Consider the following 13,607-nt stretch of genomic DNA (forward strand, 5'->3'; position numbering starts at 1 on the left):
CCTCGCGTGAACGTCCCTCGGGATGTTGCCACTCACACTATGTATACAGTTATCGGCCGTCAGACGTCATGAACCGCGAAGAAGCCCTACAGATTTTTCAACATTCCGAAGAGATCGTTTCGGCCTCGGACGTCACCGCGTCGATCGCCCGCATGGCGGCCGCCATCCGCGACGAGATGAGCGAGGACTTCCCGCTCGTGCTGTCGGTGATGGGCGGCGCCGCGGTGTTCACCGGCATGCTGCTGCCGCACCTCGATTTCCCGCTCGAGTTCGACTACATCCACCTGACGCGCTACCGCAACACGACCAAGGGCAGCAACGAGATGCAATGGCGCGTCGCGCCGGCCGAGTCGGTCAAGGATCGCGTGGTGCTCGTGCTCGACGACATCCTTGACGAAGGCGAGACGATGGCCGCGATCCGCGACCGCATCCTCGCGATGGGTGCGAAGCGCTTCCTGTCCGCGGTGCTGTGCGAGAAGATCATTCCGAAGGCGAAGCCGCTGCGCCCCGATTACTGCGGCTTCGAAGTGCCGGACCGGTACGTGTTCGGCTGCGGGATGGACGCGAAGGGTTACTGGCGCAACCTGCCGACCATTCGGGCGTTGACCGAGGGGGCGTGAGCGGCGCGTCCGCGTACCGGCGAAAAAAAAAGCAGCCCGCCAGGCTGCTTTTTTTATGGCTGCGACGGTGGCGACTCGAGCATCGGCTCCCGCTTCACAGCTTGTGCACGAAAGAACGGATCCCGCCGAGCATCATCTCGACTGAAATCGCGACGAGCACCAGCCCCATCAGCCGCTCGAACGCCGCCATCACCCGTTCACCGAGCCACGCCTGAATGCGCTCTGCGAGCATCAGCACGATCGCGCAGATGATCATCGTGACGGTCAGCGCGCCGACCCACTCGAACGTCTGGCCCGGCGCCTGCGAGGTCAGCAGCATGACGGTCGCCAACGCCGACGGACCTGCCAGCGCCGGAATCGCGAGCGGCACGATCAGCGGCTCGCCGCCGCGCGCGTCGCCGCCGAATGGCCCGTCCGGATGCGGAAACACCATGCGCAGCGCGATCAGAAACAGGACAATGCCGCCGCCGATCCGCAGCGACTGGTCACTCAGGCTCATCATGCGCAGGAAGCTCTGCCCGAGCACCATGAACACCAGCAGGATCGCAAACGCGATCGCGACCTCGCGCAGGATCACGACCGTGCGGCGCTCCGGCGACACCCCGCGCAGACAGCTAATGAAGATCGGGATGTTGCCGAGCGGATCGGTGATCAGGATCAGCAGCACCGTCGCGGACAGGAAGGTGTACTCCACTGCCCGCCCCGCTTAGTTCGCGAGCGCCGCGCGCACTTTGTCGATCACCGTCTGCGCGGCGTCAGCGACCGGCAGCAGCGTCGCTTCTGCGTCGCGACGGCCCTGATACTCGATTTTGCCGTCCTTCAGTCCGCGGTCGCCAATGACCAGCCGGTGCGGCACGCCGATCAGCTCCCAGTCGGCGAACATCACGCCCGGACGCTCGCCGCGATCGTCGAGGATCACGTCGATGCCGGCCGCGACGAGTTCCGCGTACAGCTTGTCGGCCTGCTCACGTACCGCGTCGCTGCGGTCGTAGCCCATCGGACACAGCACGACTTCGAACGGCGCGATCGACTCCGGCCAGATGATGCCCTTGTCGTCGAAATTCTGTTCGATCGCGGCGCCGAGGATACGCGTGACGCCGATGCCGTAGCAGCCCATTTCCATCGGCCGCGGCTTGCCGGTTTCGTCGAGACAGGTCGCGTTCATCGCTTCGGAGTACTTCGTGCCGAGCTGGAACACGTGGCCCACTTCGATGCCGCGGCAGATGTCGAGCACACCCTTGCCGTCCGGCGACGGATCGCCCTTCTTCACGTTGCGGATGTCGGCGACGACCGGCTCCGGCAGGTCGCGGCCCCAGTTCACGCCGGTGGTGTGATAGTCGACCTCGTTCGAGCCGACCACGAAGTCGCTCATGTTCGCGACCGTGCGGTCCGCGATCACCTTGACCGGCTTCTTCGTGTTGATCGGACCGAGATAGCCCGGCGGCGTCCCGAACGTTTCGATGATCTCGGCTTCGGTCGCCATGCGGAAGTCGGCGAGACCGGGCAGCTTGCCGACCTTGATCTCGTTCAGGTCGTGGTCGCCGCGCAGCATCAGCAGCCAGATGGTCGGCTCGGCGCCTTCGTTTTCGGTGGCGAGAATGACCGACTTGATCGTGCGCTCGAGCGGAATGTTCAGCAGTTCGGCGACCGCCTCGCACTTCGCCTTGCCGGGCGTCGCGGTCTTTTTCATGTCCTCGGCGGGCGCGGCGCGTTGCGCGATCAGCGGCAATGCGTCGGCGGCCTCGACGTTCGCGGCGAAATCGGAACTCGGGCAATAGGCGATCGCGTCTTCGCCGGTGTCGGCGATCACGTGGAACTCATGCGAGCCGCTGCCGCCGATCGAGCCGTTGTCCGCCGCCACCGCGCGGAACTCGAGGCCGAGGCGCGTGAAGATGCGCACGTACGCCTCGTACATCTTGCGATACGACTCGCGCAGACCTTCCGCGTCCTTGTCGAACGAGTACGCGTCTTTCATGATGAACTCGCGGCCGCGCATCACGCCGAAACGCGGACGAATCTCATCGCGGAACTTCGTCTGGATCTGATAGAAGTTGACCGGCAGCTGGCGATAGCTCTTGATCTGGTTGCGCGCGATGTCGGTCACGACTTCCTCGTGCGTCGGACCCAACACGAAATCAGCCTGCTTGCGGTCCTTGAAGCGCAACAGCTCGGGACCGTACTTCTCCCAGCGGCCCGATTCCTGCCACAGTTCGGCCGGCTGCACGGACGGCATCAACAGCTCGATGGCGCCTGCCCGGTTCATTTCCTCGCGCACGATCGCTTCCACCTTGCGGATCGAACGCAGGCCGACCGGCAAGTAGTTGTAGATACCGCCCGCGACGCGGCGGATCATGCCCGCGCGCACCATGAGCTTGTGGCTGATGATTTCGGCGTCGGCGGGCGCTTCTTTGAGGGTGCCGATAAAGAAACGGGAAGCTTTCATTCAAGGTGTCCAAAAGCGGCGGCTTCCGGTGGGACCGCCAGAAAAGGTGAAAACATGGGGAAAATCGACACAGATCAGCGGCGAAGCCAGCGGGGTTCGCCCGACTGGCGGCACCCTGTCCCCGTGCAGCGCCGAAACCGCCGCGCAAAGCCTCTCGCAAGGGATCCGGCACGGAAAACCGACAGGCTACCGCAAACACGGGCTGTTGCGGCGAATCGCGGCAATCTCATGCGATTCGGTGCGTAGGGTCCGTTATCTGTTTATAATCAAAGCAATTTTAAAGGATTCGAAGGTGGTTGTATGCTGGATCGTGAAGGCTTTCGCCCGAACGTCGGCATCATCCTCTTGAACGCGCACAACGAGGTGTTTTGGGGCAAACGGCTCCGTGAACATTCCTGGCAGTTTCCGCAAGGGGGCATCAAATATGGCGAAACCCCCGTGCAAGCGATGTATCGGGAGTTACACGAAGAGACCGGACTGCTTCCTGAGCACGTCAAGGTGATCGGTCGCACGCGCGACTGGTTGCGTTATGAGGTGCCTGACAAGTTCATCAAGCGCGAAGTACGCGGTCATTACCGCGGCCAGAAACAAATCTGGTTTTTGCTCCGGATGGTAGGACGCGACTGCGACATCTGTTTGCGCGCCACCGACCACCCCGAGTTCGATGCGTGGCGTTGGAACGAGTATTGGGTACCGCTCGACTGTGTGATCGAGTTCAAGCGGGATGTGTATCAGTTGGCGCTGACGGAGCTGTCCCGTTTCATGCGCCGGCCTGCGCCGCGTGCGGAAAAACCTGGCGGGCATCATGGGTCGCGTTATCCGCGGATAGCGTCGTCGATGCAAAGCCCGCCGGATTCCGCGGTAAGCACGGTGGTCACCACCGTCACTACCGTAAGTTCGGTCAGTGTCGAAACATCGACGCGCGTGCTGGTCGTGCCGGATTGCGGCCCCGGCTCACCGGATGCAAACATTGCACCGGAGCATGAGCAGGAAACGGCCGAAGCCGACGAGGTCGGCGCCCCGTCAGTCCGACGAGGGGTGCGCGATTAACCATTCCAAGGCGGCGGCTCACGCCGCCTCTCTCTGGCGCGGCCTTCGGGCCGCGTCCGTCTTTCGAGGGAATCAGATTGAAAGCATTTGCACTCGCCGTGGCATGCGTCGCCACCGGCGCCCTGCTGGCAGGCTGTTCGAGCGCCGGCAAACCGACCAATAAAGACGACAGCGAGTTCGTCTATCTGCTGGATCGTAAGAGCAACTGGGTTGAAAACAAGGTCGACACGTTGCCGCCGCTGCCCACCGACACGAACCTGCTGCCGTTCGAGGTCTCCGGCAATACGCCGCTGCAATTCGCGATCGACCCGAAATCGGTCAGCGTCGGCGACGACGGTGTCGTGCGTTACACGGTGGTCGTCACGAGCCCGGGCGGCGCACGCAACGTCAATTACGAGGGCATCCGCTGCGACACGTATGAATGGCGTCAGTACGCGGGCCTCAACGCCGATCACGACGGCTGGGACACGACGGTCGCGAACCAGTTTTCGCGCATCGAAAATGGTGCGCTGAACGCGTATCAGGCCGCGCTGTATCAGGACTATATGTGCGCGAACAAGATTCCGACCGGCAGCGCGCAGCGCATCGTCGAAAACATTCGTTACAAGCGCACTCAGACGTCGCAAATTCATTGAGGCCGTTTGTACGGCACACCTGATTCACACGCCGTTGCGTACACATGACGATAAAAAGCCGTTCCTGCCTGCGCTGGAACGGCTTTTTTTCGGCTCTTTTTACGCGCGCAGCCTGAAAGATCAAAGTAGCACGAGATTGTCGCGGTGAATCAGCTCGGGCTCGAGCATATAACCCAGCACCGACTCGATTTCGCCGCTCGGCCGCCGCTGGATTAGCTTGGTTTCCGCGCTACTGTAGTTCGTCAAACCACGTGCGACTTCACGGCCCGACGCGCTCAGACACGCGATCACCTCACCGCGCGCGAAAGCGCCCTGCACGCCGACGATGCCGATCGGCAGCAGGCTCTTGCCGCCGGCGGTGAGCTTTTCGACCGCGCCGTCGTCGATCACGACGTGGCCGCGCACCTGCAGGTGATCGGCCATCCATTGCTTGCGCGCCGCCATGCGCGCGGTGCGCGCGATCAGCTGCGTGCCGATCGCGTCACCGGCCGCCAGTCTCAGCAGCACGTCCGCCTCGCGCCCACTCGCGATTACCGTATTGGCGCCGCTATGGGCTGCGCGCTTCGCGGCAAGAATTTTGGTCAGCATGCCGCCGCGGCCGAGACTCGAGCCCGCGCCGCCCGCCATCGCCTCGAGATCGGGCGCGCCGGCGTCGGCTTGCTCGACGAGCGTCGCGTTCGGGTTCTTGCGCGGATCGGCGGTAAAGAGGCCCTGCTGGTCCGTCAGAATGATCAGTGCATCGCCTTCGATCAGATTGGCGACCAGCGCGCCGAGCGTGTCGTTGTCGCCGAACTTGATTTCGTCGGTGACGACCGTGTCGTTCTCGTTGATGATCGGTACGACACCGAGCCGCAGCAGCGTGAGCAGCGTGGAGCGCGCATTCAGATAGCGCTCGCGGTCGGCGAGGTCGGCGTGAGTAAGCAGGATCTGCGCAGTCTGGATGGAATGCTCGGCAAAGCGGCTTTCGTACACTTGCGCGAGGCCCATCTGGCCGACCGCCGCAGCCGCCTGCAATTCATCGATTTCACGCGGCCGCTTTGTCCAGCCGAGCCGCTGCATGCCCTCGGCGATCGCGCCCGAGCTGACCAGAACGACTTCCTTGCCCTGCGCGCGCAGTGCGGCAATTTGCGCGGCCCAGCGGCCGATCGCCGCATGATCGAGGCCGCGCCCGTCGTTCGTGACGAGGCTCGAACCGACTTTGACGACCAATCGCCGTGAATCTGCGATGACGGAACGCATTGTGCGCTGTCTCCCAAGATGACGCGAGATGCATGCCGACACCCGCCGCAGGCGCCGGCGCGCGACTTGTTATTCGTGCGGATCGCTGCCGGCTTCGGGGGTCTCGGCCGGTACCTGCGTCCCCTCGCGGAAACGCACGTCGGAGGCGAGGTCTTCGGCTTCGGCCGCGCGTTGCGCGTCGGAGTGCTCGGCGAGGTAGTCGAACACCGCATAGCAAAGATTTTCACAGCCCTGGCCAGTCAGCGCCGAGATCTCGAACACCGGACCGTCCCAGCCAAAGCCTTCGAGGAAAGCCGCCACGCGCGCTTCACGCTCGTCCTCGGGCACCATGTCCAGCTTGTTCAGCACGAGCCAGCGTGGTTTCTGATAAAGCTCTTCGTCGTACTTGCGCAGTTCGTTGACAATCGCTTTCGCTTCCGCGACCGGATCGATCGATTCATCGAACGGTGCTATGTCGACGATGTGCAGGAGCAACCCGGTGCGCTGCAGGTGGCGCAAGAATTGATGGCCGAGGCCGGCGCCTTCCGCCGCGCCTTCGATCAGCCCCGGAATGTCCGCAATCACGAAGCTGCGGCTCGGCCCGACGCGCACGACGCCGAGGTTCGGTGCGAGCGTGGTGAATGGGTAATCGGCAATTTTCGGCTTCGCGTTCGACACCGAAGAGATGAACGTCGACTTGCCTGCATTCGGCATGCCGAGCAGACCGACGTCAGCCAACACTTTCAGTTCGAGGCGGACCATGCGGCGCTCGCCCGGCTTGCCGTCGGTTTTCTGACGCGGCGCGCGGTTCGTGCTGGACTTGAAATGGAGGTTGCCGAGACCGCCGGCGCCGCCTTGCGCGATTTGCACGCTCTGGTTGTGCTCAGTCAGATCGGCGATCAGCTCGCCAGTTTCCATGTCCGTGATGGTCGTGCCAACCGGCATGCGCAGCGTGATGTCGTCGCCGCCCTTGCCATAGCAATCTGAGCCACGACCGTTTTCGCCGTTGCGCGCCAGATGTTTTTTCGCGTAGCGGTAATCGATCAGCGTGTTGATGTTGCGGTCAGCAACGGCAATCACGCTGCCGCCCCGGCCGCCATCACCGCCATCGGGACCGCCGAACGGAACGAACTTCTCGCGGCGCATCGACGCGCTGCCATCCCCTCCGTCGCCGGCGATGACTTCAATCCTCGCTTCGTCAATGAACTTCATGCGTTACTCCGTCCCGTGGTGTACTGCTCGATTCGATGCAGGGGTTGTTACTGATTGGATGCTGCTATTTTGCCGCGCGCGCCGCGCGTTGATCAATCGACCGAAAGGCATAGTCGCCGGTGATGAACTGTTGGCTGCGCGGCTTCGGCGCCACACGAAAGAGGCGCCGCAATAAAAAAAGCCCCGCGAACTTCGCGGGGCCTTTTCCGGTCCTGAAGCCCGTGCCTGACTAAACTCAGGTTGCCGGGACGACGGAAACGGTGTGCTTCTTCGCCGCGCCCTTCGTCGAGAACTGGACGTGGCCGTCCTTCAGCGCGAACAGGGTGTGATCCTTGCCCATGCCGACGTTCTCGCCAGCGTGCATGCGCGTACCGCGCTGACGCACGATGATGCCACCAGCGTTGATAGCCTGGCCGCCGTAAACCTTAACGCCGAGGCGCTTCGATTCGGAGTCGCGGCCGTTCCGGGACGATCCGCCTGCCTTTTTGTGTGCCATTTGATTTGCTCCTTAACCGGTGCGCTTACGCGTTGATCGCGTCGATGCGCAGTTCGGTATAGTTCTGGCGGTGGCCGCCATGCTTCTGGTAGTGCTTCCGGCGACGCATCTTGAAGATCGTCACTTTGGCGTGACGCCCTTGCGACACGACGGTAGCCTTGACGGAAGCCCCACTGACCAGCGGCGTACCGAACTTAATCGATTCGCCTTCGCCCACTGCGAGAACCTGGTCGAGCGTGATTTCAGCGTCAATGTCTGCCGGTATCTGTTCTACTTTAAGTTTTTCGCCGACGGCAACCTTGTACTGCTTGCCGCCGGTTTTTATGACCGCGTACATTGAGAACCTCACTCTGTATTCATTTTTCCCACGCACCGCGCGCGGAAACTCTCAATTATACATAGAGTTAGCTGCTCGGTCAAAACCTGCTTACCAAACCGCCTACCGTTCGGGTTCGCCACCTGTCGCAGGCGCTCGCAGACAATAAACCAGCGAGGCGCGGCGGTCCGCAGACGCCCTTGGCGAGCGGTCCTCGCGCCGTGCGGAAAGCATCCGCACCGCAGCCGGCGACCCGGAAGCGCCCCGATCGCCTTATAATTCGCGGCACTACCCAATTCAGCCATCATGTCGTCGACTGCCACCACCTCCCCCAACGTCGCCAGCCTGCTTGCTCCGATCGCCGAAGACATGCAGCAGGTCAATCGCGTCATCCGGCAACGTCTTGCGTCGGACGTGATGCTGATCAATCAGATTTCCGAGTACATCATCAGCGCCGGCGGAAAGCGGCTGCGGCCCGCGCTGCTGTTGCTGGTGGCGGGCGCGCTGGGCGACACGACGGGACACCGGCACGAGCTTGCCGCGGTCGTCGAATTCATTCACACGGCCACGCTGCTGCATGACGACGTGGTCGACGAGTCCGACCTGCGGCGCGGCCGCCAGACCGCCAACGCGCTGTTCGGCAACGCCGCGAGCGTGTTGGTCGGTGATTTCCTGTATTCGCGCTCGTTCCAGATGATGGTCGGCGTGGGCAAGATGCGCGTGATGGAAATTCTGTCGGAGGCGACCAACATCATCTCCGAAGGCGAAGTGCTGCAGTTGTTGAACATGCACGATGCCGACGTCGACGAAGCCCGCTACATGCAGGTGATCCGCTACAAAACCGCAAAGTTGTTCGAGGCGGCCGCCCAACTCGGGGCGGTGCTCGCCGGAGCGGACGCGAAAACCGAAGCCGCCGCCGCCGAATATGGCCGCCGCATCGGCACCGCGTTCCAGATCATGGACGACTGGCTCGACTACACCGGCACGGCCGAGTCGATGGGCAAGAACGCCGGCGACGATCTGCGCGAAGGCAAACCAACGCTTCCGCTCATCTATCTGATCGAACGCGGCACGCCCGAGCAATCGGCGCTCGCGCGCGAAGCCATCGAGCAGGGTGGCACCGACCGTTTCGATACGATTTTCGACGCTATCACGCGATCGGGCGCGCTCGACCACACGCTCGAGTGCGCGAAACAGGAGGCGCAGGCAGCCGCGGCAGCAATTTCTTCATTTCCCCATTCCATTTTCAAAGAGAGCCTGCTAGAATTATCTTCTTACTCGACGGCAAGACAGTCTTGAACGAGACTGAAACGCCGAAATAGTCCGAATCGAGTCAGCAGTACCAAATCGGGGTGTAGCTTAGCCTGGTAGAGCGCTACGTTCGGGACGTAGAGGCCGGAGGTTCGAATCCTCTCACCCCGACCAGATTCTCCTTGTTAGCTCAAGGTTCAAAAACCGCCGCAGCATTGCTCGGCGGTTTTTTGTTTTGCGCGGGAGCTTTTTGCTGCTCTCCTGCAGCCTTTCGCTGCTTTCTTTTGCTCCGGCAAGGCAGGCACAGCGCGTACGTCGCGACGTTGGCGATCCAGCAGCGGCGTCAGCCGCCGTCCACGGCGGAGCGCGCGCCCCCTCTGCTATATTCTCTTCATCCTTTCCCTTTTTTTCACGACGCGTGGAACAACTTCCCTTATGGGCGCAGATCGGCGCCGTCCTTCTGCTGCTTGTCTGCTCCGCCTTCTTTTCCATTTCCGAGACAGCGATGATGGCGCTGAACCGTCATCGGCTCAAACATCTCGCCAGCAAAAACACGCTCGGCGCGAAAACGACCCAGGGACTGCTCGCAAAAACCGATCAGCTATTGAGCGTGATCCTGATCGGCAACAACCTGTTCAACACGATCATTCCGGTCCTGACTACATCGCTCGCGTTGCATACGTTCGGCCGCAATAGCCTCGTGCTGTCGATCGCGACCGGTATCGTCGCGTTCCTCATTATCGTGTTCGCGGAAATTACGCCGAAGATCGTCGGCGCGACGTTTCCCGAGAAAATCGCACTGCCCGCGAGCCTGCTGATCGCGCCATTGATGCGCATCGCGAGACCGGTGATCTGGTTCGTCAACCTGTTCGCCACCGGCATCCTGCGTGTGCTGCACATCAATACGAAGGGCGCGCGCGATCAGCGACTGTCTACCGAAGAACTACGCACCATCGTGCTCGAATCCGGCAGCTTCATGCCGACCAAACACCGCAGCATCCTGCTCAATCTGTTCGACCTCGAAAACATCTCCGTCGACGACGTGATGATCCCGCGCCGCCGCATCGAGGCGCTCGACTTCGATGCGCCGTTCGAACAGATCCTGCATCAACTCGAGACCTGCTATCACAACAAGCTGATCGTCTACCAGGGCGACATCGACCGCGTGCTCGGTGTGCTGCATGTGCGCAAGACACTGTCAGCGCTGCACAACCAGGAGCTCGAACGCGATACCTTGCGCGAGCTGCTCGCCGAGCCGTATTTCGTGCCCAGCGGCACGCCGGTGTTCCAGCAGTTGCAGTACTTTCAGGAGAGCCGGCACCGCATCGCGCTCGTCGTCAACGAATACGGCGAACTGCAAGGCCTCGTCACGCCGGAAGACATCATCGAGGAGCTGATCGGCGAATTCACCACGTCGATTCCGCGTGGCGCCAGTTCGCGCGGCGGCTGGAACGAAGCGGGCGAATGCATCGTTGCAGGCAGCATGCCGTTGCGCGAACTGAACCGCTGGCTGCAACTCGCGCTGCCCACCGATGGTCCCAAAACGCTCAACGGCCTGATTCTCGAAATTCTCGAAGACATCCCCGACGGCGACGTCTGCGTGCGCATCGGCGACACCAAGCTCGAAGTGATGCGCAGCGACGATCAGGCAATCCGCACCGTCAAGCTGTTCAAAGCGCCGTCGCGCACCAAGGCCGGAAAAGCAAGGTCAGGCTGAAGCCCGCACAGTCGCTCGCTAATTCATGGTCAGCATTGCACAGGCTCGCGACGCGCGCCATTAGCCGAATGGCCGAATTGCACTCGGACGCTCTCATCCGGAAGATGAAGCCGTCATGTTCTACAGGCGGCTCATCACCGGTCTCTTATGCAAACACCCTTCGCCACCACCGCGGCATTGCGGCGCCCACTCGCTGCCGACGGCGAATCCAGCGCAACGAATCTGAACGATCCGGACAATGCCCCGGCCGTGCGTCTGTTGACCGACACGTTGCACGAAGCGACGCGGCGCAATGCGTCGGATATCCACATCGAGCCGGCCGAGCACGGCTGGCGTGTGCGCCTGCGTATCGACGGCGTACTGCATGAAATCCCGCGGCCGCCCGCGCATCTGCGCGATGCGTTCGTCACGCGTGTCAAGGTGCTCGCGCGCATGGACATCGCCGAGCGACGCGTGCCGCAAGACGGCCGGCTACGCCTCGCGACGTCGCCAGGGCGACTCGAGGATTACCGAGTCAATTCACTGCCGACGCTGTTCGGCGAAAAGCTGGTACTACGACGGCTCGACGCGCTACCCGCAGATTTATCACTCGATTCGCTCGGCCTCGATCCGCGGCAGCGCGTGGCCGTCGATGCCGCGATCCGCGCGCCGCACGGTCTGATGCTCGTCACCGGACCAACGGGCAGCGGCAAGACGCTTTCGCTGTACTGCTTCCTGAATCTGCTGAACGGCGAGGCACGCAACCTCTGCTCGGTGGAAGACCCGGCCGAGATTCAGCTGGCCGGCATCAACCAGGTCAGCGTGCGCGAAAAAGCCGGGCTTACGTTCGCGGTCGCACTGCGCGCGTTCCTGCGTCAGGACCCTGACGTGATCATGGTCGGCGAAATCCGCGACAACGAAACCGCCGACGTCGCCGTGAAGGCCGCCCAAACCGGCCACCTCGTGCTGTCCACGCTGCATACCAACGACGCCCCCGCAGCCATCGCGCGCCTCATCGATATCGGTGTCGAGCCGTACAACCTTGCCGCCGCGCTGCGGATGGTGACCGCGCAGCGGCTGGTGCGGCGACTGTGCGTCGAGTGTCGAGCACCTGCGCCCCATTCCGCGGCCGCGCTCCACGCGGCGGGCTTCGGCGAACACGAGCTGGACGGCTGGCAACCGTATGCGGGGACCGGCTGCGCGGCTTGCCATGGCATCGGCTACCGGGGGCGCGTCGGCATACATCAGGTGATGCCCGTTTCCGACGCGATGCGCGAGCTGATCGTCGCAAGCGCGGGCGCGCACGAGCTGGGCCGCCTCGCGCAGACCGAACAAGTCGCGACGTTACGCGACGCGGCGCTAGCGCGCGTGCGCGACGGCACCACCAGTCTCGCCGAAGCGCTCGCCGCCACGGAGGTCGCATGAGTATCCCCGCGCTGTCACCGACAGGGTCCGTCTCAGCCGATCTGCGCTTCAGGTGGCGCGGCGTCGACGCGGACGGCACGCGTCATAGCGGCACGCTGATCGCGCCCGACGCGAGCGCCGCGCGCACGCTGCTCAAACGCGACAACCTCTTTATCGTCGAGCTCGCAACGCAAGGGCCGGCGCCACGCCCAAAGACCAGCGCGGCCGATGTCACGCTATTCACGCGACAACTGTCCAGTCTGCTGCGTGCCGGCTTGCCGCTCGCGCCCGCGCTCGAACTGCTCGCGCAGACGCCGGCGTCGGGTCAGCGGCAAGGCATGCCGCGGATCGTCGGTACGGTCGCGCGAGATATCACTGCCGGCCTGCGGTTTTCGGCGGCCCTGCAGCGGCATCCGGCGCAGTTCAATGCGCTGTATTGCCAACTCGTCGAGGTGGGTGAAGCGGCGGGCGCGCTCGTCACCGTGCTCGCCCGCCTCGCCGACGATCGCGAACGCGCCGCCGCACAGCGTGCAAAGGTGCGCGCGGCTCTCACCTATCCAGTCGCGATCCTGCTGCTCGCGATCGCGATAACCGCCGCGTTGCTGGTGTGGGTCGTGCCGACGTTCAAGCAGATCTTCGATGGCTTCGGCGCCAAGCTGCCCGCGCCGACGCAGTTTGTGCTGGCGCTTTCGGCGGGTGCCGCGCGCTGGAGTGTGCCGCTGTTCGCGCTGATGCTCGCAATGAGCTCGGCCATCTCGTTCGTGCTGCGTCGATCGACCAGCGCGCGCATCCGCTTCGCCCGCCTGTCGCTCAACCTGCCGGTGGCCGGCCCGCTGCTGCGCACGCTGTGCGCAGCGCGCTGGAGTCGCGCGCTCGGCACTTTGCTGTCCGCTGGCACACCGCTCGCCGACGCGTTCGATTCGCTCACCCAGGCGACCGGCAATGCCTTCTTCGATCGCGCAACGGCAAGCATCGCCATCAGACTGCGGCGCGGCGAACGGCTCGCCGCGGCGATGCGCGCGGCACGCTGCTTTCCTGCCGAGGTCGTGCAGCCCGTTGCGGTCGCCGAGGAATCTGGCGCGCTCGACAGCATGCTGCTCGATGTCGCGTCGCTCGCGGATCGCCAGGTCGACGACCGCATCGGTACGCTGTCGAGCCTGTGCGAACCGCTCGTGATCGTCGTGCTCGGCACGCTGGTCGGCGGCCTCGTAATCGCGATGTATCTTCCCATTATTCAACTCGGCAACGTGGTGTAGCATCGCAGCC

13 protein-coding genes and 1 tRNA gene are annotated in these 13,607 nt (G+C 63.2%); 8 read left to right on the top strand and 6 right to left on the bottom strand.

The features are described from left to right. The first annotated feature begins 68 nt into the window (after positions 1-68). Positions 69-620: a hypoxanthine-guanine phosphoribosyltransferase gene (locus ACLFKU_RS07480; protein WP_018437636.1), complete on the top strand. Its 552-nt coding sequence runs from the start codon at positions 69-71 to the stop codon at positions 618-620. A 94-nt stretch (positions 621-714) separates the two neighbouring features. On the opposite strand, the gene ACLFKU_RS07485 is transcribed toward ACLFKU_RS07480, so the two are convergent. Both ACLFKU_RS07485 and ACLFKU_RS07490 read right to left on the bottom strand, forming a co-directional pair. After that, complete coding sequence (locus tag ACLFKU_RS07485; protein ID WP_013090584.1) at positions 715-1,314, bottom strand: MarC family protein; 600 nt, start codon at positions 1,312-1,314, stop codon at positions 715-717. A 12-nt stretch (positions 1,315-1,326) separates the two neighbouring features. Then, entirely contained in the window at positions 1,327-3,063 is a 1,737-nt protein-coding gene (locus tag ACLFKU_RS07490) for a proline--tRNA ligase (RefSeq protein ID WP_410848643.1), read from the bottom strand. Between the two features lie 300 nt (positions 3,064-3,363). On the opposite strand from ACLFKU_RS07490, the gene ACLFKU_RS07495 reads away from it, so the two are divergent. Further along, positions 3,364-4,113: an RNA pyrophosphohydrolase gene (locus ACLFKU_RS07495; protein WP_176121900.1), complete on the top strand. Its 750-nt coding sequence runs from the start codon at positions 3,364-3,366 to the stop codon at positions 4,111-4,113. A 77-nt stretch (positions 4,114-4,190) separates the two neighbouring features. Beyond that, positions 4,191-4,748 (top strand): CNP1-like family protein, encoded by a 558-nt coding sequence (locus ACLFKU_RS07500; protein WP_368586804.1) that lies wholly within the window; start codon positions 4,191-4,193, stop codon positions 4,746-4,748. Positions 4,749-4,868: 120 nt separating this feature from the next. Here the strand turns inward: ACLFKU_RS07500 and proB are convergent, their stop codons facing one another. From proB to rplU, 4 genes are all read right to left on the bottom strand, one after another. Further along, complete coding sequence (gene proB / locus ACLFKU_RS07505; RefSeq protein WP_410848644.1) at positions 4,869-5,987, bottom strand: glutamate 5-kinase; 1,119 nt, start codon at positions 5,985-5,987, stop codon at positions 4,869-4,871. Between the two features lie 69 nt (positions 5,988-6,056). Next, positions 6,057-7,178 carry an Obg family GTPase CgtA gene (cgtA, locus tag ACLFKU_RS07510; protein WP_368586805.1) on the bottom strand — a complete coding sequence of 374 codons (1,122 nt, stop codon included), beginning with the start codon at positions 7,176-7,178 and terminating at the stop codon, positions 6,057-6,059. Between the two features lie 235 nt (positions 7,179-7,413). Then, positions 7,414-7,674 carry a 50S ribosomal protein L27 gene (gene rpmA / locus ACLFKU_RS07515; protein WP_410848645.1) on the bottom strand — a complete coding sequence of 87 codons (261 nt, stop codon included), beginning with the start codon at positions 7,672-7,674 and terminating at the stop codon, positions 7,414-7,416. A 25-nt stretch (positions 7,675-7,699) separates the two neighbouring features. Beyond that, on the bottom strand, positions 7,700-8,011 hold the full coding sequence (rplU, locus tag ACLFKU_RS07520) for a 50S ribosomal protein L21 (RefSeq protein WP_007180329.1): 312 nt from the start codon (positions 8,009-8,011) through the stop codon (positions 7,700-7,702). 285 nt (positions 8,012-8,296) lie between these two features. Here rplU and ACLFKU_RS07525 point away from each other — a divergent pair, with 285 nt between their 5' ends. From ACLFKU_RS07525 to ACLFKU_RS07545, 5 genes are all read left to right on the top strand, one after another. After that, on the top strand, positions 8,297-9,289 hold the full coding sequence (locus ACLFKU_RS07525; RefSeq protein WP_410848646.1) for a polyprenyl synthetase family protein: 993 nt from the start codon (positions 8,297-8,299) through the stop codon (positions 9,287-9,289). 49 nt (positions 9,290-9,338) lie between these two features. Further along, positions 9,339-9,415 (top strand) — tRNA-Pro (locus ACLFKU_RS07530). 244 nt (positions 9,416-9,659) lie between these two features. Further along, positions 9,660-10,958, top strand: coding sequence for an HlyC/CorC family transporter (locus ACLFKU_RS07535; protein WP_410848647.1), 1,299 nt, complete (start codon positions 9,660-9,662; stop codon positions 10,956-10,958). Between the two features lie 147 nt (positions 10,959-11,105). Beyond that, positions 11,106-12,362 carry a GspE/PulE family protein gene (locus ACLFKU_RS07540; protein WP_410848648.1) on the top strand — a complete coding sequence of 419 codons (1,257 nt, stop codon included), beginning with the start codon at positions 11,106-11,108 and terminating at the stop codon, positions 12,360-12,362. Then, positions 12,359-13,597 (top strand): type II secretion system F family protein, encoded by a 1,239-nt coding sequence (locus tag ACLFKU_RS07545; RefSeq protein WP_410848649.1) that lies wholly within the window; start codon positions 12,359-12,361, stop codon positions 13,595-13,597. Before ACLFKU_RS07540 ends, ACLFKU_RS07545 begins: the two co-directional genes overlap by 4 nt. The last annotated feature ends 10 nt before the right edge of the window (positions 13,598-13,607 follow it).

Source organism: Paraburkholderia sp. EG304, from assembly GCF_046543485.1.
In the GTDB taxonomy this organism is placed as follows: Bacteria; Pseudomonadota; Gammaproteobacteria; order Burkholderiales; family Burkholderiaceae; genus Paraburkholderia; species Paraburkholderia youngii.

Excerpts from the sequence above, each read along its gene's own strand:
- ACLFKU_RS07480 (WP_018437636.1), top strand. The coding sequence starts at position 69 with ATGAACCGCGAAGAAGCCCTACAGATTTTTCAACATTCCGAAGAGATC.
- ACLFKU_RS07490 (WP_410848643.1), bottom strand. The coding sequence starts at position 3,063 with ATGAAAGCTTCCCGTTTCTTTATCGGCACCCTCAAAGAAGCGCCCGCC.
- ACLFKU_RS07495 (WP_176121900.1), top strand. The coding sequence starts at position 3,364 with ATGCTGGATCGTGAAGGCTTTCGCCCGAACGTCGGCATCATCCTCTTG.
- proB (WP_410848644.1), bottom strand. The coding sequence starts at position 5,987 with ATGCGTTCCGTCATCGCAGATTCACGGCGATTGGTCGTCAAAGTCGGT.
- cgtA (WP_368586805.1), bottom strand. The coding sequence starts at position 7,178 with ATGAAGTTCATTGACGAAGCGAGGATTGAAGTCATCGCCGGCGACGGA.
- rpmA (WP_410848645.1), bottom strand. The coding sequence starts at position 7,674 with ATGGCACACAAAAAGGCAGGCGGATCGTCCCGGAACGGCCGCGACTCC.
- rplU (WP_007180329.1), bottom strand. The coding sequence starts at position 8,011 with ATGTACGCGGTCATAAAAACCGGCGGCAAGCAGTACAAGGTTGCCGTC.
- ACLFKU_RS07525 (WP_410848646.1), top strand. The coding sequence starts at position 8,297 with ATGTCGTCGACTGCCACCACCTCCCCCAACGTCGCCAGCCTGCTTGCT.
- ACLFKU_RS07540 (WP_410848648.1), top strand. The coding sequence starts at position 11,106 with ATGCAAACACCCTTCGCCACCACCGCGGCATTGCGGCGCCCACTCGCT.
- ACLFKU_RS07545 (WP_410848649.1), top strand. The coding sequence starts at position 12,359 with ATGAGTATCCCCGCGCTGTCACCGACAGGGTCCGTCTCAGCCGATCTG.